Annotated in this window: 17 protein-coding genes; 8 read left to right on the plus strand and 9 right to left on the minus strand. The window is 67.7% G+C overall.

What is annotated here, in order from left to right; all coding sequences use genetic code 11:
- Window positions 1-6: 6 nt before the first annotated feature.
- The 3 genes from ACFC51_RS06255 to ACFC51_RS06265 all read left to right on the plus strand — a co-directional run bounded on the left by ACFC51_RS06255 (window position 7) and on the right by ACFC51_RS06265 (window position 1841).
- Window positions 7-423, plus strand: a complete 417-nt coding sequence (locus tag ACFC51_RS06255; protein WP_376527201.1) for a hypothetical protein — start codon at window positions 7-9, stop codon at window positions 421-423.
- A gap of 497 nt (window positions 424-920) precedes the next feature.
- Entirely contained in the window at window positions 921-1469 is a 549-nt protein-coding gene (locus ACFC51_RS06260) for a DUF6313 family protein (RefSeq protein ID WP_376527204.1), read from the plus strand.
- Between the two features lie 3 nt (window positions 1470-1472).
- Window positions 1473-1841 (plus strand): hypothetical protein, encoded by a 369-nt coding sequence (locus ACFC51_RS06265; RefSeq protein WP_376367249.1) that lies wholly within the window; start codon window positions 1473-1475, stop codon window positions 1839-1841.
- Window positions 1842-1850: 9 nt separating this feature from the next.
- Here the strand turns inward: ACFC51_RS06265 and ACFC51_RS06270 are convergent, their stop codons facing one another.
- The gene (locus ACFC51_RS06270; RefSeq protein WP_376367247.1) at window positions 1851-2339 is read right to left on the minus strand and encodes an ATP-binding protein; all 489 of its coding nucleotides are present in this window, start codon (window positions 2337-2339) and stop codon (window positions 1851-1853) included.
- 201 nt (window positions 2340-2540) lie between these two features.
- Between ACFC51_RS06270 and ACFC51_RS06275 the strand changes: the two genes are divergently transcribed.
- Window positions 2541-3401: a helix-turn-helix domain-containing protein gene (locus ACFC51_RS06275; protein WP_376527206.1), complete on the plus strand. Its 861-nt coding sequence runs from the start codon at window positions 2541-2543 to the stop codon at window positions 3399-3401.
- Entirely contained in the window at window positions 3398-3589 is a 192-nt protein-coding gene (locus ACFC51_RS06280) for a DUF397 domain-containing protein (protein ID WP_376527208.1), read from the plus strand. The genes ACFC51_RS06275 and ACFC51_RS06280 overlap by 4 nt, the downstream gene beginning before the upstream one ends.
- A gap of 127 nt (window positions 3590-3716) precedes the next feature.
- Here the strand turns inward: ACFC51_RS06280 and drmB are convergent, their stop codons facing one another.
- Genes drmB through ACFC51_RS06300 form a run of 4 tightly spaced genes read right to left on the minus strand, consistent with a single transcriptional unit; the run spans window position 3717 to window position 15473 of the window.
- The gene (gene drmB / locus ACFC51_RS06285) at window positions 3717-5582 is read right to left on the minus strand and encodes a DrmB family protein (protein WP_376527211.1); all 1866 of its coding nucleotides are present in this window, start codon (window positions 5580-5582) and stop codon (window positions 3717-3719) included.
- Window positions 5579-8824: a helicase-related protein gene (locus tag ACFC51_RS06290; RefSeq protein ID WP_376527213.1), complete on the minus strand. Its 3246-nt coding sequence runs from the start codon at window positions 8822-8824 to the stop codon at window positions 5579-5581. Before ACFC51_RS06290 ends, drmB begins: the two co-directional genes overlap by 4 nt.
- Window positions 8821-10725: a UvrD-helicase domain-containing protein gene (locus ACFC51_RS06295; protein ID WP_376527215.1), complete on the minus strand. Its 1905-nt coding sequence runs from the start codon at window positions 10723-10725 to the stop codon at window positions 8821-8823. Before ACFC51_RS06295 ends, ACFC51_RS06290 begins: the two co-directional genes overlap by 4 nt.
- A complete protein-coding gene (locus tag ACFC51_RS06300; RefSeq protein WP_376527218.1) occupies window positions 10722-15473 on the minus strand; it encodes a DEAD/DEAH box helicase in 4752 nt (1583 codons plus the stop codon). Before ACFC51_RS06300 ends, ACFC51_RS06295 begins: the two co-directional genes overlap by 4 nt.
- A 678-nt stretch (window positions 15474-16151) precedes the next feature.
- On the opposite strand from ACFC51_RS06300, the gene ACFC51_RS06305 reads away from it, so the two are divergent.
- The 3 genes from ACFC51_RS06305 to ACFC51_RS06315 are packed head-to-tail and all read left to right on the plus strand — an operon-like array spanning window position 16152 to window position 20164.
- Window positions 16152-18290 (plus strand): helix-turn-helix domain-containing protein, encoded by a 2139-nt coding sequence (locus tag ACFC51_RS06305; RefSeq protein ID WP_376527220.1) that lies wholly within the window; start codon window positions 16152-16154, stop codon window positions 18288-18290.
- Between the two features lie 3 nt (window positions 18291-18293).
- Complete coding sequence (locus ACFC51_RS06310) at window positions 18294-19289, plus strand: hypothetical protein (RefSeq protein ID WP_376527223.1); 996 nt, start codon at window positions 18294-18296, stop codon at window positions 19287-19289.
- Window positions 19286-20164, plus strand: a complete 879-nt coding sequence (locus ACFC51_RS06315; RefSeq protein ID WP_376527226.1) for a DUF6339 family protein — start codon at window positions 19286-19288, stop codon at window positions 20162-20164. Before ACFC51_RS06310 ends, ACFC51_RS06315 begins: the two co-directional genes overlap by 4 nt.
- 9 nt (window positions 20165-20173) lie before the next feature.
- On the opposite strand, the gene ACFC51_RS06320 is transcribed toward ACFC51_RS06315, so the two are convergent.
- The 4 genes from ACFC51_RS06320 to ACFC51_RS06335 are packed head-to-tail and all read right to left on the minus strand — an operon-like array spanning window position 20174 to window position 26148.
- Window positions 20174-21712 carry a DNA cytosine methyltransferase gene (locus ACFC51_RS06320; RefSeq protein ID WP_376527229.1) on the minus strand — a complete coding sequence of 513 codons (1539 nt, stop codon included), beginning with the start codon at window positions 21710-21712 and terminating at the stop codon, window positions 20174-20176.
- On the minus strand, window positions 21709-22740 hold the full coding sequence (locus ACFC51_RS06325; RefSeq protein ID WP_376527231.1) for a DNA cytosine methyltransferase: 1032 nt from the start codon (window positions 22738-22740) through the stop codon (window positions 21709-21711). The genes ACFC51_RS06320 and ACFC51_RS06325 overlap by 4 nt, the downstream gene beginning before the upstream one ends.
- A complete protein-coding gene (locus tag ACFC51_RS06330) occupies window positions 22733-23227 on the minus strand; it encodes a very short patch repair endonuclease (RefSeq protein ID WP_376527233.1) in 495 nt (164 codons plus the stop codon). Before ACFC51_RS06330 ends, ACFC51_RS06325 begins: the two co-directional genes overlap by 8 nt.
- 14 nt (window positions 23228-23241) lie before the next feature.
- Entirely contained in the window at window positions 23242-26148 is a 2907-nt protein-coding gene (locus ACFC51_RS06335; RefSeq protein ID WP_376527235.1) for a Z1 domain-containing protein, read from the minus strand.
- Window positions 26149-26161: the final 13 nt, after the last annotated feature.

Raw genomic sequence — 26161 nt, forward strand, 5'->3', positions numbered from 1 at the left:
CAGCGGATGGTGCTTGTAGGAGAGTTCTTTCTCGCTGAAGGCGACAAGTCAGCAGTGCGGGTAGGACCGCGCAAGAGCCATGATTTTCCTGCTGTGCTGTGTGACGGCATCTATCCGGATGACGCAGTTCCGAGGTGGGAAGCTCTGTTGACGGGGGCGGAAAGTCCGCTCCGGTACGTGGTGCCCATGGCCAACGATGGCTTCACTGTCTTCGCTGTTCCGCAGGCGCTCTCGACGGCCTTGGCCGGTGCAAGAGCGGATCAGCTCAGAACTACCGCTCTCACGTGGGCCAAGACCGTCTCCGCGATGGGCGATGAGATCAGGCCGAGCAGTGCCGTCGACCTGCTTGAGCGTCTGTCAGCCCTCGCCATCAGTCGTGCGGAGAGAGGCCCGAGCCTGTATTGCTGGTACTTCGCGCCCTGACCTCATCCCGCTGACATTCCTGTAGTCGTGATTCCAGCCCTCACTGGGACAGCACGAGCGGCTACTCGCCCCGGCGCACCTGGAGTGATCGGCCGGACAGGTCCTGGAAGCGCACTTCTGCCAGGCTTCGGGCCCGGCCGTACCGGGGCGAGGGCGGAGACCACCACGCCATGGCCGCGGTGCGGCTGGGCTGTGCCGAAGGAAGGGGACGCGGCGATGCCCGCTCGGTCGCGGAAGGGCCTCTCCGCGAGGACCGGCGAGGGGCGATGAACCGCTTATCCTGACCTTCGCCTGGTGATGCCGATTGCGGCAGCCGGGGAGCGTGATGCGCGCAGTGGCGGTAACCGTCACTTCGACCCGCCGGGGGGCGACAGTTGGTGCACGGTCCTGTTCCTGTCCCGAGTCACTTGCACCTGCCGCCAGGCGGGGCCGGACTCACAGCGCGACTGCGCCGCGCCTGGAGATCGCGAAAAGCGCTGAAGGGCGTCACGCAGTGGGTGCTGGAGTGGGGTGTCACCACCGCCCTCGCCCTGCTGACGCTGTACTTCTTCGCTGCCAGAGCCGGCAGTCCCAGCCAGGTGTACAAGGTCTTCACACTCATCGATGCGCCCGAGCACACCCTGCTCTGGGCACTGTCTCTGCTCGGTTGGCTCCTGGTCCCGGCCATCATCGGTGGCTTCACCGGACATGTGATCACGACGCGTATCGGCAGCGTGAAGTCGATCTCCGCCAACTCGCTTTTCCGGCAGCGCACATGGGGGCAGCGACTGAGGCCGCCCGGGCTGATCGACGACCTCAGGCCCTACTTTCACGGAAGCCACGCCCGGCAGCAGTTCGTCGACGCCTGGGTCCGGGTCGCCCACCGCAACGACTGGAAGCGGGCGCAGGACCACTGGGAGGTCTACGTCCGGGACATCATGTCCACCCCGCAGTACGCCCACCTCGACCGGCGCGAGTGCCTGCGCCAGGCCCAGAACACGAGCAAGATGGGATTGCTCTTCACTGCCCTTGTCGGACTCTGCATCGTCTGCGAAAGGAGGCGGTAGACCGTGCGTGGAGAGGACGCCGTCGAGATCGTGAAGGTCTCCCTCGCCCTGGCTTTTCCCACAGCCAGCGTGGAGGGACTCGCCCGGGCAGCCGAGACAGTGGTCCGATGGGGAGCCGAGGACGCCGCCGATTATCTGGACGAGCCCCTTACGCAGCGCATGCTCCTGGATCTGCTGCAGGTCGCCGGCCTCACCGAGGACAGCTACACGCCGGCCGACCCGTATTGGCCGAACGCAGACATCCCTCCGGCGGACTACCGGACCTGGTCCCGTACGGAACTGATGGACGAAGAGATCAACTTCCTTCCCCGGCCGCCGGACGAACCGCCACCTCGCGGGCCCACGCCTGGCCCCGGTCCTGGGGCGGGGTGACGACAGGCCCTACGGTGACGCGTGGCCGAGCGCATGGTGCTCGCCACGCCGTACCCGATGGGCCCGTCTGGGGAGGGCGTACTCCACCCAGACCGTCTTGCCAGGGCCTACGCGGTCATGGACGCCCCAGCGGGTGGCGAGGGCATCGACGAGGACCAGCCCCCGGCCGCGGTCCTCGTCGGAGCCCGGCACGACGAGGACGGGCCTGGCCGGGTGGGTGTCGGACACCTCGATACGGATGACGCGCCGGTCGTCGTCGTGCCGGATGAGCAGGGCGAAATCCCTGCCGGGGACGCGGCCGTGCAGTACGGCGTTCGCAGCGAGCTCGGCGACCACGAGCGTGACCGCGTCATGGTGATCCGTCCCGCGCGGATGCCCCCACTCGACGAGCTGGAGCCCGGCGAGCAGGCGCGCGAGGCGCGCCCCGCGCCGGGTGGCGGAGAAGCGCTGGATGAACACGCGCGTGGTGACGGGGGGATGGGCGTGAGGGGCTGGCATGGGACCCAGCCTGGCGCGGAGGCGGGGCCTCGCGGCAGGCACGGCACCGATACAGATCTACTTGTACTGGTGTACCCGCTGGACTGGGGGAGTCACGTTACGTAACCATGAACGCGGCCATGCGTGGCGCAGCGCGGACGTCGCAGGTACGGCACGGGTGGGCTCCGCGGGCGGGCCCGGCATGGGGAGATACGAGCGCGAATGGCTACGGACAACGGCGGTGGCACGGGCGGCGGCGCGGGCGGGGGCGAGCCTGAGCTGTCCGACAGCCTCAAGACGTTCGGGGCGGTACTCAAGGCCCTGCGGGACGAAGCCGGTCTGACGCAGGAGCAGTTCGCACGCCAGGTGAAGTACTCGGCGGCGTACATCGCCAAGATCGAGCAGGGCAAGCGATTCCCTCCGAGGGAGCTGCTGGACCGCTCGGAGGAGGCCCTGGGGGCGACGGCGGCACGGGTGCTGGTGGCGGCGGCGAAGAGCCTGACACGGAAGGTGGGGCTGGCGTCGTGGTTCTTGCAGTGGGCGGCGATCGAGGAGGACGCGGTCACGCTGTACGCGTACGAGTGCCGGGCGATCCCGGGGCTGTTGCAGCCCGAGGCATACATCCGTGCCATCTTCGATCGACGGCTGCCACCTCTGTCGGGCGAGCAGATCGAGCACCAGGTGATCGCTCGGCTGGAACGCCAGCAGCTCCTGACCGACAGGCCGAACACCGCGTTCAGTTTCATCATCGAGCAGGCCCTCCTGGAGCGGCGTATGGGTGGCCCCGGCGTCACCCGCCAATTGCTGGATCACCTGCTGGAACAGGGAAGGCGGCGGAACATCGAGATCCAGGTGATGCCTCTGTGCCAGTACGACCACGCGGGTATCGACGGTCTGATGTACCTCGCTGAGACTCCGCGGCACGCATGGGTCGGCTACTCGGAGGGCCAGCAGTCGAGCATTCTCATCACGTCACCGGCAGACGTGAGTGCCATGCTCCAGCGCTATGGCAAGCTGCGCTCGCAGGCCCTCGGCCGCGAAGCCACAGTAAGCCTGCTGGAGCAGATGCGAGGAGCACTATGAGCACCACAGAGCCGGCGTGGTTCAGGAGCAGCTACAGCGGCAGCTCAGGAGACAACTGCATCGAGGTCGCAGTACGCCCCGGGGCTGTGCTGGTCCGGGACTCGAAGGACACGCGGAGGACAGGGCTGGCGGTCTCCTTCTCTGCGTGGTCCGCGTTCACCGTTCTTGCCGCAGGGTTGTGCGACTGAGGAGTCGGTGGGAGGGCGGCTACTCTCCGACCGCGCGGTACTTGCCGGCCATGCTCCTGGAAGCGCAGTTGAGTAGAGGGTCGGCGGTCCGTGACCGAGCGCCGACCCTCCGGGGCACGTCGAGGTGTCAGGGCCGTAGGGCCTCGATGAAGAACCCTGTGGTGGGGTCTTCGGGTGTGCCCGTCAACAATGCCCTGTCCAGCAGTTCGTTGTTGTGTTCACAGCTCGTCTCCGGCAGCAGAACGCATGCGTGGCACGCTGCGAGATTGATGCCTCCTACGCCGCTGCCCTCGGACTCGACGCAGAGGGGATCCGCAGAGCACCACTGGGCTCGGCGTACGGCCGAGCGAACCGAACGGTCGAGACGGTTCGGTTCGCCCTGGGCAACGAGGCCGCCGAGGCTGCCTGCGGAGTCGCTCGTCGCCGTGTAGACGAGAACCCCGGCCATGTCGTCGGCAGCGTACAGACGCTCGCGCAGGGATGCGGCCGCATAGCCCGCCTCCAGACTCCATTCGTCGATGAGGACATGGGCCAGGGTGTGCAGCAGGACCATCCGTGGAGTGGCCGGCGACGGGGTGACTGCGGTCGGGTCGTCGGCTCGCTGCTCCAGCACCCGCTGATGGGCGCTACGCATCCTCTCGACCCGGGCCGCCACCGCCGCACTCCTCTCCCAGGTTTCGAGCCGCTCCTCGTCCAGTCGGAGGAACACCCCCTCGCCCCAGACCTCCATCGCCGGAAGCCAGCGCAGGGGACGTTCGGAGAGTGGCATCTCCGAGGCCTCGGTCGTCGACCCGGCGTCGACGAGCCGGGTGAACGCCTTCAGGGCGCGCACCTCGCGGAGCTTCTTGACCAACATCGGGCCGGTGACCCCGAGGGGGGCGAGCACGCTCCGATCCCCCAGAGGGGTCTCGCAGACGAACTGCTCGTCGCGGGAGCGTTCGCCCTCCTCGTTGCCCGAGCGCAGACGCTCGTACTCCTTGTTGCGCAAAGCGCGGTAGCGGTGGTCGAAGGCGGGATTCGCCTCTCCGTCGGGATCTTCCTCGCGCTCGGCGGCCAGCAGCGCCATGACCTCGTCCAGGGAGACGGGCCACTCGTCGTCGAAGACGGCGTCGAGGTAGATGGCGACGGCCGCCCGGGTGTCGTACTTCCTGAGCTTCTCCCAGTGGCCGTCGAGGGGATCCTCTCGACGGTTGCTCCACGGCGGGATGGACAGCGCCGACTTCAGCACGGGCTGCCACACCGAGGAGGATCCGCGCTGGAGCGTGCGCAGGGACAGACCGCACCCCTGAACGGGGACGGACGTACCGAGCCACGGTCGGGAGCCCTGGCACTTGAGACCCAGGTCACCCAAGGCGCTCCTGCGGAAGGAGCCCTCCATCGATACCTCCCGGGCTTGCCCGCAGGTGCACGAGACAAGGATCGAGCGGAGCGAGGAGGTGCGCCCGGACGAGCGCAGCTGGAGAGTCCCCCCGCATGTCCCGATCGACGCGGAGCCACGGTCGGTGGAGCGGTGCACCCACTGCCAGTAGGGGAACTCGCCGAGGTGTCCGGCCTCGCATGCGACCACGAAACGAGAGGGGATGAGGTCGGCGTCGCAGGTGCCGCAGACACTGCGACCGGCGGGCGGGTTGAAGTTGCCGTGCAGTCGGAGTTCGTTGCACTCCGAGCAGGAATGCATCAACGGGAAGCGTCGGACCCTGAGGCCGTCCTTGCTGGCGTCATCGGACGCCGGCGGCAGACGGAAGTGGTCGACGCCGAGCAGCCGAGCGAGACGTCGTTCGCTGATCCGCGGGGATTCGTCGGTGTTCCAGCTCCGGTCCGCATCGTCCAGGCCGGAGACGATGAACGACTCCTGGTCCATCGCGATGAGGGAACCGACGCCGTACGTGGTGATCGCCTGGGCACGGCGGACGGTGCCACGCTTCGGAAGACTGTGAGCGGGTGTGCCGCCTCCAGCAGCGGTCCGGCGCCTACGGGCGGGGGGCGGGGTCATCGGGTTCCCTCCATGAACAGGGCGGTCTCGGCGTCGACATCGCGCAGGCTCCACAGCGTGGACCACGCACCGGCGGCCCCGGACTCGTCGTCGTACGCCTTCAGGAGTGACGGGGCACGGCTGCCCCGCTTCGGTTCGAACAGCAGGCCGCTGTGGTTGCTGGCTTCCTTCCGCCACCACTCGACGAACTCGTCGAAACCGTGGGACACGGCCTCGCTCTCCTCCGGGGTGACCGCGTCCACACGGCTCATGAGGACCGGTTTGATTCGGCTTTCGAGGACGTCCACGTAGGACTCGACCTTGCCGGCGCTCTCGTTGGGGCGGGCCGAGGGGATCATGATGCGGGCGAGAGCCACGACCACCGCATGCAGGCCCCGTTCGCGGGCCCGGACCGAGAACGGGGTCACGGAGGTCGACTCGACTTCTCGGTACAGGGCCGAGTGGAAGTGCTGGAAGCCTTCGTAGTGCGAACGGTCCCGGGAACGCGATGCGTTGAGCATGACCGTCACCAGCCCGGGGTGTGCACGACCGACACGGCTGGTTGCCTGGATGTACTCGGCGGTCGTCTGCGGCTGACCCATCACTGCCATGAGCCCCAAGCGGTCCACGTCCACTCCCACCGCGATCATGTTCGTGGCGAGCATGACGTCCACGGTGTCCTCGTCGGGGAGTCTCCTCTCGATTCCCTTGAGCCGGGTGGGGATCTCGCTGGCGTCGATGCGACTGGTGAGCTCCGAGTAGTTGGTCACCGTACGGACCGTGACTTCCTCACGTTCGGCGAGCAACTCCAGATAGGCCACCACGTCGTCGCGGACCTGGAGCTCTGCCGCGGAGAGCAGTCGCAGGCTGTTGAAGTAGCCGACGAGACTCCAGTACGCGTCGCGTACCCCGTCCGACGTACCCGCGTGCTTGGCTCGGTGCAGGAGCGTGGCGTACGTGCGGATCAACAGGGTGGACTGGCTCGTACCCGGAGCCAGGAGACCGACGTAGCGGCGGCTTGCCTTCTCCTCCCTCGGTGTCTCCACGGCGAACCAGGAGTCGCGGGAGTCCAGACCGGCGGGAGGGAACTGTCTCACGTGCCGGGCGAACAGACGGCGGCCCTGTTCGGCGGCGCGCCGGATCGTCGCGGTGGAGGCGATCACCTTGGGGCTGTCTGCGAGCGCGTCCACCGCGGTCTCGTACAGACCGGTGAGCGTCCCGAGCGGACCCGAGATCAGATGCAGCTCGTCCTGGACGATCAACTCCGGAGGAGGGGTGTGGTCGTCCGGATCGTCGAGGTTGAAGAGCGCCGAGGTCGCAGGCCGCCACGGCATCGAGGCGAACTTGTCCACGGTGGCGATGACGAGCGTCGGTCGGGCGTCGTACACCGTGTCGTCGATCAGGTGGACGGGCAAGCCGTCGGTGAATTCGCAACCCGCGCCGGTACAGCGGACGTGCATGCGGATGGCCTGCTCGTCGACCTCGTAGTTCCGCGCGTCGAGGCGGGTCCCGCACCACGGGCAGGCGTGCAACTGGACAGGGTTCTCGGTGGCGAGGCTCTTGTCGAGGTTCGCGCGCAGTTCTTCGAGCTTGGCACCGGCCACGGCAAGGGTGTTGGGGGTGGCGGAGCGCCCCACCCACATGCCGACCGAGAATTCCTCGTCGCCGAGTTCAGGAGTGTGACGGCGAACCTGTTCCATGGCACAGAGAAGGGTTGCCGCGCGCTCGAACTGTTGGAGGGTGAGCAGTCGGAGCGTGTAGCGCATGAGCACGGTGACACCGCCGCCGTCCGCTCCCCGGCGGATGCGCCGCAGGAAGGACGTCAGGGCGATCAGCCCGAGATAGGCCTCCGTCTTGCCACCACCGGTGGGGAACCACAGAAGATCTGAGATCTTGCGGTCGGGGTGCTTGCGATCGTCGATACCGGCCAGACAGAGCAACATGAAAGCGATCTGGAACGGACGCCATTCGCCGGCCGTCGGGTCGGGAGCACCGACGCGCCCTTCCTTGATCCATTTGCTGCGGGCGCGCTGGTCGGCCATGGCCCGGTTTGCCAGCCGGAAGGCGTGCATCAGGTCGGACTTCGCGCGCAGCAGCCCTATGCCCTCGCGGATACGGTCGAGCGCCTCGCGGCAGACCTCGACCTGGCCCCGGGCCGGCTCGACGTGGGTGTCATGCGTCAGAGCGTCGACCTCGGCCGACTTCCGATCGATCCAGTGTTCGTACCCCCTCGCGAGTTCTTCCAGAGCGTCGAGGACTTCGACATCGGGCTTCTCGGCCAGTCCCAGCATGGCCAGGGACGAACTGTCGATCTCCGGGTTGGAGTCCGTGAGAAGCACCTCCACGCTGGGCACGAATTCGCTCCTCACCTCCGTCACGGCGGCTTTGACGGTGTCGGTCACGCCGACCGGCGGCGGAGTCCAGTCCCATGCGGCGGAGCAGCCGTGCCCGACCGCGAAGGTCGGTGCGTGACGATGGAGGAGACGGCTCGTGGCGATCTCCGGATCGTGGGCGGCGAACGGTGCAGGACGCTCGACGAACGCGGTGGAGCCGTCGGCGGCCCGGACCGTCAATCCGCACTGGAAGAGCGAGAAGGCGTCCTGGAGATCCCGCTCACCGATCTTCTGCTTGTTGATCAACGTGACCGTGACCGTGACCGTGTCGTTCCTCCGGTCGGGGCGTCGGACGATGACGTGAAGTGCGACCTTCCCGGCGAGGAGTTCGACGGGTCCTGTCGTTGCTGGGGTGGTCACATCGATGGGCAGGTCCGGGAGCTGCAACTCCCTGCGTCGCCAGTGCTCGTGCTGCTGGGCGGTGGTGCGGGCCTCGGCCCGACGGGCGGGAGTCGCTTGGCCGTCCGCGTCCGTGGGCTCGTAGACGGCAGCGCGGGACGAGATGACGATCGACCGGCTTATTGCCGGATCGACCGCGAACGTCAGGCCCATGGAGGAGGGGCGCCTGTCCCCGGACGCGCCGACATCCTGCTCGGCGTCGGAGTCCTCGGCGAAACCGCGGGAAGTCACGGGTGTGGTGTCCGGCCCTTCCTGTTCTGCGGCGATCTCGGCCTTCCTCTCCTTGGAGGCCCGCGGGTACAGCACACCGGTCAGATAGCGGTCGATCGGTGCGTCCTGGGTGAGGACTTCGGCCCGGTCGTCCGGCGGGGCGTCGTGGGCGGGACCGAGGAGTTCCCGGCGGAGCCCCGCCAGGAGTTCCTCGTCCCGGACCCGGTAGTGCTCGGAGTGCCGGTCTTCCACGTGCGTCATGCTCCCTGCTCCCTGTCGTCGTCGGCCCGCCGGAACCGCCCGATACCGGCGATCCTGGGGGCGATCCACACACCTCGGTCGCCGAGGCCGCTGTTGGCACCCGCAGCGGCACTGCCGGACACGGTCTCAAGGGTGTCGATCCGTGCGCCGTGGATCTCCTCGGGCCACCACGGATCCCATGTCCGACTCACCTTCTGCACCTGGAACAACTCCTTGCGAAACTGCTCCGAGGCCTCACCGATCTCCCGCCCGTCGTGCATCAGCGCGTACGGCGGGCTCTGGAACTCGCCCATCGGCAGTTCGTGCCGTCGGTGCCACACCACCTCGTGCCCCGGCCGGACCTTCTCCAGGAGATAGGTCTGCGTCGCCACGGCGTCGGTCCCGTGTCCGGGTGGGTTGTCCCGGGAGACGTCACGGGCCTCGGCGACGACGCCGTACCTGTCGTACGACCGCCACCCACCGACGTAACGGCGGCTGCCGCTTCTGCCTCCTGCTCGCCTCAGGATCGGCAGCTCGGGGGAGCCCGTGTGGTAGAGGTCCTGGCGAGCGCGTGTCATCGCCACGTACAGGGCTCGGACCTCGGCCGGGACGTCCACCTCTGCCTTGTACCGCTTGTGGAGTTCGGCGACGGACGGCGGGGTCAGGACGATCACTCGATCGAACTCCAGACCTTTGGCGCGATGGACGGTGGAGACGACGATCCGCGCGACCTCCGGATCGGCCGCTTCGTCGGGGAAGCGGCCGCCGACGACGGAGCGCCGCAGCCGGTCGAGATCGAGCACATTCCGTCCGGGCCCGCGCGCGGCCCGACGGAGAACGGTCCACAGGGCGGTCGCGTTCGGCTCGTACGACAGCGGGATCTCGGCGAGCAGTGAGCGGAACCGGTCCTCGGCGAGACCGGTCGCGTGCGTGCGTCGAAGCAGCTCGGCCACCCAGTAGGGCACCGGACGTTCTTCCAGAGGGCGCCGCAGCCGATGGTCGATGCCGCGCGCGTGCAACAGACCGGAGACCACGAGCGCCTCCCGGTTGTCCCGGGTGAGGATGGCACACGTGTCTTCGAGGTCGCGAAGACCGTCCAGCGTGAAGCTGTCGGCGAGGTCACCCAGCGCGTTCGCCGGGTCCAGAAGCAGAGTGCGCAGTTCGGTGTAGAGCGCTCCTGCCTCGTCCGAATCGCTGAGTTGCTGGAGACGAGGGCCGAGCGCCAACCCGATCCGGGCCTCGGCGGTCGTGGCGCGGAAGTTCCGGGTGAGATGCAGTTCCACCAGATCATCCGGGTACGAACAGCGCAGCCAGTCGAAGAAGCGGTGGGTCTCGGCGGCACGTTCGGCCGGGTCCTCGATCTGGAAGCCGTAGACGGACTGGGCGGCGTCGCCGACCAGGGTGAAGCCGCAACTGTCCTGGTAACGGTCGAGCAGCGCCTCCACCAGTTCTCGTCGATCGCCCAACAGATCCTGCACCTCGTCGATCACCACATGGGTGGGCGGTACGGCGTCGCCGGCCTCCAAGGCCCCCTTCTCGATCGCGTCGGTCGCGGCTCTGATCCGCTCGTCGAAGCCTGACGCACCCCACTCACCGTCCGGATACGCCTGGACCAGCACCCCGTACGCCCATGCGTCGAAGGTCTGAGCACGCACCCGGCGGGCCCGCTCGCCGTGTCGGGCGATTCGTTCGCGCAGCTCGCGTGCGGCGGCCCGCGAGAAGGTGAGTACGAGGATGTCTGCGGCATCCAACGACTCCTCCGGGTCCTCGTGCCCGCACAGTGCGTCGAGTCGACGCACCAGGGTGTGCGTCTTTCCGGCCCCTGCCCCGGCCGTGACCAGCACACGGGCGTCCCAGGGCTGCTCGACCACGGCCCTTTGCTCGTCGGTCAGCGGAGGGCTGTCGAGGTAGGCGTCGATCACTTCCTGCTCCAGAGGTGTTCGAACTGGGTGAAGGCCAGCGTGGTGTCGAAGTTCGCGATGTTGTCGCTGACGTTGAGGATCAGGCACGTGTCCTTGCCCCCGTTGAGCGGACCTCGCAGGCCACGACCGATCATCTGCTGGTAGACGTTGGTGCTGTACACAGGCCGGGCGACGACCACGACCCGTGTCGCGGGAGCGTCGAACCCCTGTGTCAGAACGCCGTAGTTGGTGAGGACCCGGATTCGGCCCGCGCGGAAGTCCTCGATCCGCCGACGACGATCCTGGGTGGTGGAGGTCGAGTCGACGGCTGCAGCCGGGATCCCGCGGTCGTTGAGCATGGCCGCCAGATACTTGGCGTGATCCACGGAGGTGGCGAAGAGCAGCGTCGGCCAGTCCTCCGGGAGGCCGGCCACCTCGTCGACGATGCGGCGACTACGCGCGTGGTCGTCGGCGAGTCGCTGCTCGGCGGCGCGGGAGAGCGTCGCCATCCGGTCGGCCTGAGCCTTCTCCTCGGGCTTCAGCTCGATCTGCCCCCCTTCCAAGGTGCGATGCTCCACCTGCGCGAGCATGCCCCAGTCCTGGAGGTCCCGATACGGCTCACCGGACGGAAAGACGCCCTGGTCGAGGCGCCGGTTGCCGAACCTGTTGACCAGTCGGCGCGTTTCGTCCTCGTTGGTGTTGCGGAACGGGGTGGCGGTCAGGCCGAGCAGGTGCCGTCCGGTCTCGTACTGGGTGAGTCCCAGCCGAGCCAGGATCTCCGTGTACCGCTTGGAGATCGCGGTGTGGGCCTCGTCGACGATCACGAGGGAGGCCTGCCGGAGCCAGGCGTACTGATCGGTACCCAGGCATCGTTCCAGCTTGGCATCCGTGGCCACCACCAGATGCGGGTGCTCGACGACGTTCCCCACCTCATGGGTGTTCCACAGTCGACTGATGGTGAGGGGCCGCTCCGCGCCCACCTTGCTCCAGACGAACTTCCAGCTCTGCACGGCCTGTTCGCACAGCTCCTCGGTCTGTGCGATCCACAGCAGCGGGCCTCCCAGGTCACCCACCCGCTTCACCCAGCGGATCACGGCCTCGGATGCCACTCGTGTCTTGCCTGCGCCGGTCGGCAGCGAGAGCATGGCGCGCTGGGGAGCCAGCCGGTCGAGAAGGGTGGTGATGTTGCGGACGAGGTCCTCCTGGTACTCGTGGAGGTGGGGGAAGTCGCGGGGGCCGTCCACCGTCTCGAAGGCGGGAAGCGATGGTGCCCTGGTGCCGGCGAAGGCCGCCGGTAGCTTCAGGTCCGAAACGAAGGCGACGGCCGTCGAGGAACCTCCGTAAGCCACAGGTGCGTGGGGGAATCTGGCCTGGATGTCCCGGGCATGTTGCTGGAGCACTCCGTCGCCGTGCGAGTTGAAGGCCATCTGTGCGATCCGATGGCCGGAGGGCTCCGCGCCTTCGGACGCGTGCAACTCGGCATCCATCAGCCCGTCGGGCAGCCCCGTGCGCAGGGCTTCCGCACCGATCAGCAGGCTGATCTTGGCGACCACGTCGTCGGTGTCGCGTACGGCTTTGAGCGCCGCCTGCTTCTCGTTGTCCCGCGCCATGCGTTCCTGGTGTTCCAACACCGCACGGCAACCTGCGGTGCCGAGCCCGAGCTTCAGCTCGCGGTCGATCAGCCGCAGCATGGGTTCGACGGCCAGGGGCACGCCGACCTTGATCGTGTCGCCCCGGCGTACGGCGTCGAGGGGGTGGGCCTTCGTACCGTTCTCGGTCCGGGTCACCACTTCCAGTTCGGTGCACCGTTGAACGACCGTGTTCCGGTTCCCGCTGTTCAGTCTCTGGCGCAGCGCGGGGAACAGCTCCACGAGCGGGACCGGTTCGCCGTCCGGAACTTCGCGGGTCTCTCGGGTGATGGCGTCGGCACAGCGCTTCATGCCCCACTTCTGGACCATCAGCTCGGCGTCATCGGGCGACGTCACGAGCAGGGCAGGGAGCAGTTCCGCGCGCAAGGCGCGGTACTCGCTCGGACCGACCGCGACGGTGATCTCCTCGTCGGCACGGGTGTCCCAGGAGTCTCCGATCCGACAGCGGGTCAGGGAGCCCTCGGGGAAGTCCGCACCGAATCGGGTGAGCATCACGTAGGTGTTGCCCACGAAGAGGTCGTCCTCGCTCCGAGTCACCTCGGAGAGGAGCTTCTCCCAGCGTTCGGCGGGAACGTCGTCGACCGTGGTGGGAAGGCGTAGCTTGCGTGCCTTCTCGGGGGAGATGTCGGCGACCGGCAGTACGTCGCGGTACGCGGCGAGCTGGGGCCCGACCGCCTCGCCCAGGGACTTGATCCCCTGGGAGGTGGAGACGGTGCCGTACTTCCTGAGCATCCAACGGATGGGCGACATCACGGCTTGCCGGGTGCTCGACTGTGCACCGATCTGACGCGTCCAGTTGTCCAGGACCGCGTCGTCCGCGAGCGCCTTCAGGAAGGCAGCGCGGGACTCTTCGGAGAGCGACCGGAAGAGGTGCAGGGGGCCACCGATCGCGGGTCCCTCCAACTTCATCCGGTTGATGGTGGGCCGGGGAGCTCGCTGATCCAGGCTCCGCAGATAGGACGCGTGGACCGCCTCCCGGTACTGCTCGAACCAGTCCTCGCCCTCCGGACGCACCGCACTCGACGGACGCTCACGCAAGCCGATTTCTCGGAAGAAGGCGAGGTCGTCGGAGTGGTACGCCGTGTCGACAGCGATGCTCGGGTCGCGTTCCGCGTCGACCACCGCGCCGGGCAGCATGCAGTCGCGCACCGGGCGGAACCTACCGTCCGCCGTTCGCACGCGAAGTGTCTCGCGGGCGTTCGGCAGGTGCTTGAGCATGGTGTGGGTCAACCGTCGTCCGCCGGCCTGGCGGAAGAGGTTCCAGAAGTGCTCCCATTCGGCACCTCCATAGCCCTTGAAGCCTTGGTCGAGCACGCTGATGAACCGACCCTCGGCATCGGCCTCGCGGACGCCGAGAAGGTCGAGCGCGGTGGCGAGTTCGGAGTCACGCGCGATCTCGCCGGCCACGTACACCAAGGACTCGCGCAGTCCGTCCTCGTCGGCGCGGCGGAACACCTGGCCGGGGACAGGGGGGACGAGTCCGTGCTCCTCGGTGAGCACGATCTTCGCCCTGCGGGCCTCCGTGGCGCAGGACGAGCCGGCCTTGACCATGTCGGCGAGGATGCGGATCGCTGTCGCGGACGCCTCCGCCGTTCCGCACCCCACCAGGGCCTCCAACCAGGAGCGCACGTCGGACCGCTCGTGGCCCGCCGCACCGAGAATGTGCTCGACCTTGCCGGTACGCAACGTGTCGGCCTCGGCCTTCGGGTGCAACCAGTCCGAGGGACGACCGGATGCCTCGTGCCACATCCGCATCCAACCCGCGTGACGGTCCTTGTCGAGGCGAGGCGGGACGCGCAGCTCGGTCGGGACGCGCAGAACACCCTCCTGGTCGGGCAGCGAGGGGCGGACGGCTGACCGCTGCCAGATCTCCTTGGTCAGGAACTCGTCGGCCCAGCTGATGGCTTCCTTCACACGGCCGGGCAGCAGTGGAAGGTATGCGGCGGGGTCCTCGGCGGGAGCCAGCCCTGGGAGGGAGTCGATCACCAGGGTCGCGGAGACCCTGATCATCTCTTCGTTGAAGGCGGACGAGTCGAGCAGATTCTGTCGGTCCTCGTTGGTCTTCCAGGCGCCGTTGAGGATGCCGCTCAGAGACATCTCGTACTTGGTGGGGAAGAAGGACCAGAAGCGTCCGCGCCCTCGCGCCTGCGAACTGACGTGGAGTCCTGACTTCGCGTCCCTCTGTAGCGCAGGTACCGCCCAGGCGAGGTCCAGAGTGAGACGGTCGTGCAGCTCACCGGCGTCGGAGCGGGCAGCAGGACCGGGTTCGTGCGAGGACGAGAAGACTCTCCAACCGGCGCCGGCAGTCGGTCTACCCGTCCGCTCCTCCACCACCGTGTGCAGGTTCCCGGACCGTTCGGTGGTCAGCACACGGCGGACGGCGGGCAGCGGCCGGCGGTCCTCGAGGACGACCTTCGCCACGTGGGGGGAGAGGAGCTGGAAGCCCAGGGGGAATTCCTCGCGTGCAGCCCCCGCAGCTGTACGTCCGCCGTGCATGTCCAGTGCCAACTTGGCTGCGGCGCCGGGGAGTAGACGTAGTCGGACGACTGTGGTGGCCCAGCCGAGCAACTCGTCCAGTATCGGGTCTTCGGCACGTTCGACGGCCGAGTCGAGGGGGCGCGCCATGCGCAGGACCGGTGCCTCGAACCTCTCGCCCAACTGCTCCCGCACGCCGGGAACCGAACGGATCTTCCGTAGGGACCATTCGCGGTCGAAACCGAATGACCCGGTTTCGCTGAAGAACTGTGGAGCGTCGGTGACGACCAGGACGGATTTGACGCCTACACCGAAGCGGCCGATCTGGCCGCCGCGCTTGCGCGACATGCTCATACGAAGAATTGTTTCGGCACCTTCAGGAGTGACCGGCGAACCTTCGTTGGCACAGTACAAGTGGGTCTGGGTGAGAACGACGTGCGCGGTCCCTCCCGGGGCGTCGGCGATTTCATCGGCGGCATTCTGTACCAGCTCGAACAATTGGCGGTCACCGTATCCACCCTTGGTGATGCGGCGCTCTCCGTTCGCATGCTCGGGAATGAGGCCGGGGTCGACTTCGTAGGTCTGCAGAACACGGGAGGACTGTTCGAGGACTGTGCGAATGACCGGAGATTCGAAATCGGACACAGTTTTCACGACTCCTGCGGTGGGCAGCTGGACGGAGTGCGGCAGAAAGGGGCTGAACTGGGGTGATGTGGCTTCACATGCCTGTGAGGCGTCGAGTCGGGAAGTCCGTCCGCACAGGGTCGGTCGGGGGCTTCTGCTGCATCGGAGCCTGAGGGTGCATCGAATTCTTCGACGGTCATGCGGGCCGCTTGGAGAAGCTGATTTCGCTTCATTTCGCGCAACAGGAAATGAGCAAGAATTTATCTCGCCGGGAAGCTTCGTGCCCTCCGTGTTGTTTCCGGTGGCTCAGCGTCGTGGAGTTGGGTGGACGTGAAAGGGCATAACTCACCTGTAGTGACGGAGGAGTTCCTGAGTGAAACGGGGATCCCGCCGCCATGGACGCTATCAGAGTTCACCCGGTCGGGCTACGGCCATTCCCGATCGGCATTCGGAGTGAATCTTTCCGCTTTTCCGGATGTCGGTAGGAGGGATTTCGGTCACGGAGGGAGTGGCGGCGCCGTGCAGGGGGTGTTGTGACCACGTCCGCACATCGATGCATCTGGTGCGATCGGAGTCGTTCGCTCACTCCATGGCACCCTCGCGGGCCGGTCAAGCGTTGGTTGACGTGTGTGCAGACGTCAAATTAGCCTGTCCATGACCGTGAGCACAACGGCAGGAGGGCAAGGGGTGGGAGACCACATGGATGCCGGCGAGGACTTCGGGCCATGGTTGGCTCGACAGCTCAAGATCGCGAACAAGAGTCAGGCGGATCTGGCGCAGGAGCTGAACCTGACGCGAGCGGCGGTCTCGGCCTGGATCACCAAGCGTTCGGTGCCCCGCCCCACCGTCATGGTGCAGATCGCCAAGGCGCTCGGCACGGACCTGGGCACCGTGCACGCGCGTACCACCGACACCCAGGCCGGCCTTCCCGTCACCTGGTACCACAGGCCCGGTTACCGGGACGGCGGGCGTGACGGCGGCAACGCCGCGGCCTTCGCCTTCGACGCGGACGTTCAGGTGCTCGCCCGCGAGACCTGCCAGAACAGTCTCGACGAGCGGCTCGTCGAGAACGGTCGCCCGGTGCGGGTCCGTTACACGATCCATGAACTCACCGGCGAGAAGCTTGAGGCGTTCCGTGCCGCCGTCCTCTGGGACGAGCTGCACGCTCACTACGCCGCGGTCTCCGAGTCCGCCGCCGACCAGAAGGTCGGCCGTGTCGTGGATGCCGGGGTACGCGACATGTTCGAGAAGGGGCGCCTGATCCTTCTGCGAGTCGACGACTACAACGCATCCGGCCTCACCGGCGACGACTACGGCGACGGCAAGTTCGCGGCCGTGGTCCGTCGGCAGTTGGAGAGCCTCAAGTCGGGACGGGGTGCGGGCGGCTCCTACGGACTCGGTAAAGCGACGCTCTGGGCGACCAGCGCGTTGGGCATGGTGTTGATCAACTCCACGCTCTCCGCGCCGCACGAAGGGCGCACCGAGCGCCGTGTCATCGGGCGCTTGGAGCTGCCGTGGCGTTCCGTCGACGGCCGGTCCTGGGCCGGTCCCGCATGGTTGGGGCGCCCTGACCCCGAGACGCACAACGCGGAGGTGGTTCGCTCCTGGTGGGCGGACGAGGAGACGGTCGAACGTCTTCATCTCACCCGGGACAGCGACGAGCCCGGCACCTCCTTCCTCATCGTCGGCGCGCACGATGTGGCGAGCCTGGACCAGGCCACGTCGGACGTTGAGGAGGAGAGCGGGAACGATGACGGGACCCACGACATCCGCGTCATGCACCGACGCCTGGTCGAGGCCTTGAGCCGCGATTTCTGGGCGGCCATGACCGGGGGCGGCGCCCGACTCCCGCTCCTGGAGACCTCGGTACGCACATTGCGTAACGATCAAGTCGTCATCGAGGAGGAGAAGGTCGACCCCACCGACACCCAGCCTTCGCGGACCCGGGCGCTGCGCGCCTTCTACGAAGGCAGGACAGTGGACCGGCTCACCGAGTCGGGGCAGGTCGCCCTTCGCACGATCCCGCTCCGGCTGCCGCTCTCCGGAGGACGCCGTGGCACGCTCGGCACGCACCAAGGGGTTCTCCTGGTGACGGAGGCCGAGGACAAGGACGGTCCGCCGAACCAGGTCCACTCGTTGCGCGGTAACCGGATGACGATCAGGAAGTCAGGAGTCTTCGGACTGCCGTTGGGCGTCACTCAATTTCAGGGGGTGCTTTTGCTGGGGCAGGCCGCCGGGGAGTCGGCGGCTTTCGCCGAGGACGCCGAGGAGTTCCTGCGGGCCGCAGAGCCTCCCGAGCACGATCGTTGGGGACAGACCGAGGAACTGACTCTTCGCTGGTCACACAGTGCGCACCATCGCATTGCCGGACTGACCACCGAGGTCAACGCCGCGGTGAAGGAACTGGTCGTCCGTAAGAAGCGTCCCGGGTCCCAGGAAAGCGCCAAACTGCGCAAGAAGCTCACCGTCCCGGCCAGGGGCGGCGCGCCCAAGCGTGTCGCCGGCGGGAAGGCCCTGCCGGCCTTGGACGAGCTCAACGCCGAGATCGGTGAGAACCGGGAGTGGCGGATCACCGCCGAGGTGAAACTTCCGCGCGCCGACGAACTGCCCGCAATGACCCCGGTGGTGCTGGTGGACGTCCGCTCGGGCGGCGGCCCCAGGCTCGATTGGGCCGAACTCGTCGCGGTGGAGGGCTGTGAGGTCACGGACGGCACACTCCACTTCACGCCGGGTGCCCGAAAGGCCGTCTTCCGGGGCGCCACCGATCCCACCAGTCATCCGGTCCGCACCGAACTCACGCGGCTCGTTCTCGAACTCCGTGCCGGCACAGGGGAGTGAGGCATGAAGTTCTATCCGTACAAGCGACTCAACCGCCCGGTCACTCTGCGGGTGACCTCGGCCTCCCTCAAATTGCTCGACGGCAGCCGTGATCTCCTCGACACATCGGCGTACTCGACCCCTCAGCGGACGGTGGCCCTTGGGGTCGCCCAGCACGAGGACTGGGTGTCGGCAAGGATCGGGCTGTCCGCGACCCTTCCGCCCGGGGCCACCGACCCGGACGCCCCGTGGAGTGACCTCCAGGTCCTGGCGGTGCTCACCGACGGCGACACCAACGTGCGTACCACCGCCGGCCTGAGTCAGGACGCGCCGGACAGCAAGGAGTGGTCCGGCGAGATCGAGGTTCTTCGCGACGACCATGTGGGTCGTGCCGAGCTGATCGTCCACGCCGTGGCCACGGTCGATGGCGTGCGAGGCAGAGCCATCACCGAGACGGACATCAACTGGACGGTCGATGTCTCCGCCGAGGAGCCGCTCGGAGGCCTGCGACTCGACGTCAAGCAGGCAAGCTTCTCCAGGAGCGCGCGTGAATGGCTGCGTCCCTACGCCGACGCTCCCTGGGTCGTGGACGCCTCGGGCCGCCTTCCCCTCGTGATGGTCAACACCGATGTGGAGGGCTTCGCCGATCTCCTCGGTGGCGAGGCCGGAGGGATGGAGAACAAGGTCCACGAGTTGTTGGTGTCCCAGATGGCCACCGACGTGTGGACGGCCGTGTTCCACAGCGCCGTGGGCGACCTGGAGGTCGAGCCCGACGGCTCGCCCGTCTTTCCCGTCGACTGGCGGGGGGAGGTGCTGCGGGAAATGCTTCCCGACGTGGTGCCGGGGCTGAGCCCCGAGGAGGCGCTGCGCCAGGTCCACCGTCGTCGGACCAGCGACACGGGATGGGCGGAACTTCAGACCCGTGTCCACTTCGCCGCCGTGCGCCGTGCAGGCGTGCGCCAGGCACTCGCCCACGTCCTGCGTGCGCTCCAGCAGAACAACCAGGAGGACACTCCGTGATCGAGAAGCCGTACCACCTTCCCGAGCGGCTGGGGCTGCTCTCCGCGACGGCTGCCGATCCCTTCCTCACCGAGGACCTCCTCAAGGGGATCCAGGGACACGGAGGTGTCGACCTCGCCAAGGTCGTCGAGCCTCTTCCGGACGACGACGCCCGCTGGCGCGCCGAGCCTGTCCGAGAACTTGTCGACGACGCGTTGCACCAGTTCAAGGGCAACCGCACGGACGCCGACGGCTGGCTGGCACCGCGGCTGCATGCCGCTCTGCGACTGACCCGGCGGGAGGCTGCCGACAGGCGGATCTGGAACCATCTCGCGCTGGCCGTCGCCCCGGACTACGTGGCGTGGCGACACTCACCGCAGGCCGCGCCGGGGCGGTCCGAGGCCCGCATCAACCCGGCCCGCTTCAAGGGGTCCCCGGACCGGCAGTGTTTCTCCCGGCTGTGGTGGGCGGCGGAGATGTTCCGCAACGGGGCCGACTACGGGCCGGTTGTCACAGCCTGCACCAACCAGGACCTGATCCACTACGCGCTGCGCGTGGAACTGGTCGACCACCGCCCCACCGCACAGGCTCTGGTCCAGGTCATGGAACGAGGCGTCGTGGGCACCGGTCGTGAGATCAACGGACTCATCGTGGCTGTGAGGGCTGCCGGTGCCACCTTGGTCTACGACGTCCTGGCCCCGGACGAGCCACGTGATCCCGAGGTCCTCCGCAGGTGGATCGCGGAGGCGGAGACGGCGCCGCCCGTGCCCCGGCACAGCCTGCCCGGCGGACCGGACGAGGAGCCCGTACCGGAGAAGTCCGTGACCGCGCTCACCGAGTACTTCACGGAACTCTTCGAGACCGCTCCCGTCAGGGGCCGGGCACCTCAGGCATGAACGGAGGGGTCACCTGCCGGTGAGCGGGTGGCCCTCCCACTGTCCGTGGCTGCGCACCACCACCGGCTCGCCGGGCTGCCAGTTCTCCAGATCGTTGATGGCCTGTTCCAGTCTGGTGCGTGCCTCCTCGGCACTCAGCTCCGGTTCGAGGACATGCCGCAACACGTGCAGGGCGAGCCGGGGTGGTACGGCGTTGCCGATCTGCTGAGGCTGATCCTTGCCTCTCCAGGGGTACGCGACGGGGAAGGTCTGGAGAACTCCTGCCTCGGCGAAGGTGAAGCGTCCGAAGCCGTCAGGGAGGTCCGTGCTCGTGCCCTTGTGAACCACGCGGTTCCGGGACACCTTCCCGGTGATCGTGGCGGATGGAGCGTCGTGATCGCGTGTGCCGCGCGCTCCGGGGTCGCCGCCGGTCCCGTAGTTCGAAACGACGGTGAAGGCGGGGCGGTCCGGCAGATCGGGCGCGATACCCCGTGCGCTCTTGAGAGCTGTCTCCATGGACACCCAAGCCTCCTTCGGTGTCCTGTCGGAGCTCTCCCCCTCCATGTCCCAGGGGAGTGTGTTCGCCTGGTCCGTCGCCGTCGACCTGGCGGGAACGGTCCGGGGACGGTAGCGCTCGTGGGTCTCCGTCACCTCGGGGATGTCGGTCCCGCCGAGCCGGGCCATGAGCACCGCTCGCTTGCGGGTCTGCGGGACCCCGAACGCCTCGGTGTGCAGCAGCTGTGTCCGGGCCCGGTAGCCCAGGGTGCGAAGCACCTCGGCGTACTTCTCCCACACCAGCAGCACGGCGGGAACCTGCTCGAGGACGACGGCTTCGTAGGGCTCCAGCTCGGGGCGTCGGCTCCGCTCGATCACCCACCACAACGGCTGGAGCACCAGTCCTGTCCGTTCGTCTCCCAGCTCCTCCAGCCGGTCCTTGAGACTCTTCAGCCTGGTCCCGAGGGCGCTGTAATCCTCGAACAGATGCTTGAGGTTCGTATCCTCGAGATCGATTTCCTTCGACGCCCTGAGCGTCTTCAGAATGTGCTTGATCTCTTCGGTGGAGCTGCCGTGCTCCTGGAGGCTCTTCTTGATCGCCTTGCGTTCCACGGAACGGAGGGCCTCGACCTCGCGCTTCTCGGCCTTGACCTTCTCCGCTTCGACGGCCTTCTCAGCCAGTTCCTCGGAGATTCCCTGCCAGGTGAGGACGATGTCCTCCCACTTCGCTCCTTCTCTGCGTACGGCGGTGTGCAGGCGCTCGATGTACCGCAGCACATCGTCCAGCGCCCTGCGACCGGCGCCGTGCCCGGCCACGGTGAAGGTCTGGCAGGGAGGCCCGCCGGTCAGCACCTGGGCATGAGGGAAGAGCGCCGCGCTGTAGTCCCTCACATCGCCCTGGAAGGTGTCCATCCCTGCGGCTGCGCGGGTCTTGCACGCGTCCTCGTCCCACTCGATGCCGGTGATCCGGTATCCCAGGACATCGGCCGCCACATCCAGCCCCCCCGGCCCTGCGAACAGGTCGAGGATACGGATAACCGCAGGTGAGGGGGGTGGGGTCTTGGCGTGGCTCATGTGCGTGAAGTGTAGCCGGCGTTTTGGTGTGTCATGGGCGGCCTTGGGGAAGCGGGCGACCGCAGCGCGGTTGCGATCGCTTCTCCGAGCGCCCGGCCGACCGGCGGAGGGGTGGCGTGTCCGATCTGCCGGTACCGGGCCGTCTTCTGTCCCGTGATGGTCCACTCGGGCGGGAAGGACTGAAGGACAGCAGCTTGATCCACTGTCATCTTCGGCATCCCCGCCATGTCGTCCGAGCGCGCCCACACGTAATCGGGCCCGGGTACCTCGTCGGCGAATGCGGTGCCGTTCACCCCCATCCGCGCGAAAGCCTTCTTCGTGCCTGTAGGACCGACATCCGGCCCGCCCCGGTTGTCCGAGCCCCCGACGAGGGTCGGAGCCACGGCCGACGCCTGGTCCGCCCAGGCGTCGGCCTCCGGCCAGCCCCGCGCGCCCATCGAGTGGCGCAGCGCACTGCCGAGGGAGACGTGCTCGCCTGTCGTCGGCACGGGTGGGACGAAGGAATCGAACCACGGCTCTTTGATCGCCACGAGGACACCCTGCATCCGATCCTGCGGCACCCCGAAATCTGCGGCGTTCAGCACGAGCCAGCTGTACCGGTAGCCGAGGTGCGTCAGTTCCTCCTTGATGAACTCGCGCGTCTCCGCATAGACAGGGGAGTCGCCGAGGGCGGGCAGGTTCTCCAGCAACAGGGCGCGCGGCTGGATCGCATGCAGAAGAAGGACGGCCGCCTCGACGAGGCGCAGTTCCGGTTCACTGTCCGAACGTGCTTTTGCGGCAGCGGACTTCACCCGCGGTAAGCCCGCCGAGAGCAGCTCGACGTCGAAACTCTCCGGGTGGTCGTCGGGAAGGAAGTCGAGAAGGTCCTCGCACACGACGTTCCACTGCGGCCGGTTGTACCGGATCGTCTCGCACGCCTGCGCCTTGTTGTCGAGCAGGAGCACCGGCGAGAAACCCGCGCTCTCCAGACCTGATGCCAATCCGCCTGCGCCGGAGCAGACGTCCACGAAAGCAAGTCGGTCAGTCAACCGTTCCTCCTTGGTCGATAGTCGGTTCTTCTTGCGCGCGTTCCGCCCGGGAGGAGCGTCCCTGTCGTTCACGTCCCGCCTTGTCCACCGCACCCCGCACCGCCTCGGCGACCTCGTCCGCCGCTGTGTGTTCCCAGAACCTGAGTACGGTCCAGCCCTGCGCGGCGAGGTGCTCCGTGGTCTCCCGATCACGCGCCATGTTCCGGTCCAGCTTGTTCCGCCACCACTCTGCGTTCGACTTCGGTTGCGTGGCGTGCAAGGGGCAGCCGTGCCAGAAACACCCGTCGATCATCACCGCCACCTTGGCCCGGGTGAAGGCGATGTCGATGGTGCGCCGGGACATGCCCGGCACGCGCTCGTTGAGGCGGTAGCGGTAACCGGAGGCATGTAGCAGCTTCCTGACCGCCACCTCCGGGGCCGTGTCGCGGCGAGCCTGGCGGCTCATCCGGGCGGAGACGTCGGGAGAGGAAGGCTTGGCGGTGCTCATCACTGCCAAGTTTCCTACGCGCCGCCCTCTGCGCGATCAATGACGGCCCTGTCGCTCCTGCTCGAATCGATGGCGCGGAAGCGCACCAAGGGCTGTTGCCCGGTGTTCCGTGAGGCCGGGGCGACCAGCGAGAAGGCGATGACCACGGCCCCAGGATCAATGGCACCGTCCGAGGTGAGCCGAGGCTCCTGCTCGATCACCGGGTACAGGACAAGCACGCCACGGCGCTCTCGTACGAGCGACTCGACGAAGGGGTTTTCGGAGTCGTCGATGGCGCCGGCCACCCGGAGGGCGACCCCGCGGTGTTTCGGTTCACTGATCGCGCCGAACAGATCGCCTCGGCGACGGGTACGGCTCGCCAGCGAGAGGGGGCGTGAGCCGAGAATGCTCGCCTCGACCCTGCGCACCGCCGTCTGCTGCGGAACGATCACCAGCCAGTCGTCTATGGGGCTGCCGGTTTCCCCTGCCGAGACAAGGGATTCGAGGTGCGGTGAGAACGCGGTCGGGGTGGACCACTTCAGGTCGCACAGGACGCCGATCAACGCGCGGTGATCCAGGCTGCCGAGTAGGGCCTCGTAACTGTCGGCACGGCACCCCAGCGTGACAGGGGAGGGCTCCAGCGCATCGAGTACGGGCCGCCACACCTCCGCGTTGTGCCGCAGGTCCGCCGCGTTCGTCGGGTAGGCCGTCGGTTCCACCCACTGCCCCGGCGACCGGATCTCCACCAGTTCCGCGTTGAACATCTTGTTGCGGGCCGCCGGCTTCAGCCAGGACAGGTGCTGCGAGACCAGCGGAGGGATCTGGGCCGGCGTGACCTGGGGCTTGCCGTCCACCAGGGCCGCGTAGCGGGTGAGCTGGGCGCGGAAGGTCTCCTCGTCGCGGCAGATCGCCTCGAAGGCTTCGTACAGGTCGACGGTCTTCTTCTTGCCCATCGGCTCCTCGCGGCCGATGAAGAGGCGCACCAGGTCGCGGTAGCCGGGGCGGAAGCCGAACCAGCGGCCCATCTGCATCATGGTGTCGGCTTGCTGCGTGGTGCGACGGTAGTAGGTGACGGTGAGGCCCTCCACCGTGAAGCCGCGGGCGAGCTTCGTGCCGCCGACCAGGATCTTCCACACGTGCGGGGTGCGGTCGAAGTCCAGCTCGGGCTGGTCGTAGTCGCGTTCGGTGGCACCGTTGACGATGATCACCGGCTCGCCGCCCGAGTTGATCAGCTGGCGGGACCGGGAGACGTAGGGCTTCAGGTCGTCGTACGAGGTGGGGACGGGCAGGTCCTCGGCCGCGTACTTCTGGAAGTCGGCGTCCAGAAGTGCCGCGAGGCGGCCGTGGCCTTCCTGGCCGGTGTAGGCGGAGCGGTGCCACATCGAGTTGATGCGCAGGGCGAGGGCCGCGTGTTCCCGTTGCTGTACGGATTCGTGGACGAGCATCGTGTGGTGGCGGAACGGCCCTTCGGGCACACCGCGATCCGCTCGGTACAGCTTCAGTGCGCCGGTGAGGACGAAGGAGTCCAGTGCCTCCTGGAGACGGTCGCCGGTGTCCTCGTAGATCCCGCGTACGTGGGTCTCCTCGGCCGTCCCCTCGGACTCCAGGTCGTGGAAGTCCTGCACGCCCATGTAGCCGGACGGCCGGGGGAGGGAGATCAGGAAGTCACGGGGGAAGATGTCCTCCTCGTCCCCCGGATCGACGAAGACGTTGGCGAAGGGTGTCGCGGTGTAGCCGACGTACTGGGCGCGGGGAAGAAGGCCGAGGAGCTGCGAGATCAGGCCGTTGATGGCCTTGCGCTCGACCTTGCCGTCCTCCCACTTCTTCGGATCCGTCGTGTTGACCGAGGCCTGGTCCGACTCGTCGTCGATGATCAGCGTCGGGATCTCCGAGAGGATCGGACCGATCTTCTTGAGGTCCTTGATCAGTCCCTCCAGCCGGGACTTGTTCTTCTTCACCACCATCAGGCGCGCGGCGGCATGGTGCAGGTTGGCCGGGTCGTGGAGAGGCTGGGTGCGGACCTGCTTCTCGAACTCGAGCGCGCGGATACCGCTCTGCAGGCCGCGGTAGTCGCTTTCGCGCGTGGTGAGACGCTCGATGTCGAAGAATCCGAGCGTGGACGGCCTGCCGCCGTGGCTGACGAACTTCTCCGGCCACTCCTCGTCGTCCTGGTAGTCGACGCCGACGAGAGCGTCCGTGTCCGCCGGGTCGGCGCCGCGCAGGATGTTCTCGCGGCCGATCAGTTCCATGTCCAGGCGGCGCTGGGTCTGGCCCCGGAGGAGGTTCAGGGTGCCGCCGAGAATGATGACCAGGCGGTAGCCGGCGTCCATGGCCTTGGCCGTGACGCCCGTGAAGTTGGCGGTCTTGCCGGACTGTACGTAACCGACCACCAGGCCCCGGGCCCCGTAGGCCTCGGCGCGGGTGGGATCCGAGAGGCGCTCGACCACGGCGTGGCCGGCCTCGTCCAGGCTCGCCACGGCCGCGTCCGACCAGCCCTTGCGGCGGAGCATCTGTTCGTAGGCGTTCCAGTAGAAGGAACGGGCTGCCGCTGCGTCCCTGGAGTACCAGGAGGTGAATTCCTTGCTGATGACCGTCGCCCCGGGTTCCTTGAAGACCGGTACCGCCTCGTCGAGGGCCTTGCGCAGGTCGGCGCCGAAGCCGAGGCGGTCGTACACGTCCGAGCGCCGGGCGTCCGTGCGAGCCGGGGCGGTGGACCAGTCGGCCTGCTCGGCGAGGTCCCAGGTGGTCAGGGTGCGATGCCAGAGTGCGGTGAGTTCGTCCCCGGGGCCCGCCCCGACGATCCGGTCGCGGAAGTGTCCGACGTACGTGTCGGCGGGCTCATCGGCGTCGGAGAGGGCGAAGGCCAGCTTCGCGAAGGCCTTCGGGCCCCGGCGCATGGCGGCGAGGACGTCGCCGTGGAGGTTGTACAGGTGGTCGGTCATGGCGGTACGGCTT

The organism is Streptomyces sp. NPDC055962 (genome assembly GCF_042270185.1).
GTDB lineage: Bacteria > Actinomycetota > Actinomycetes > Streptomycetales > Streptomycetaceae > Streptomyces.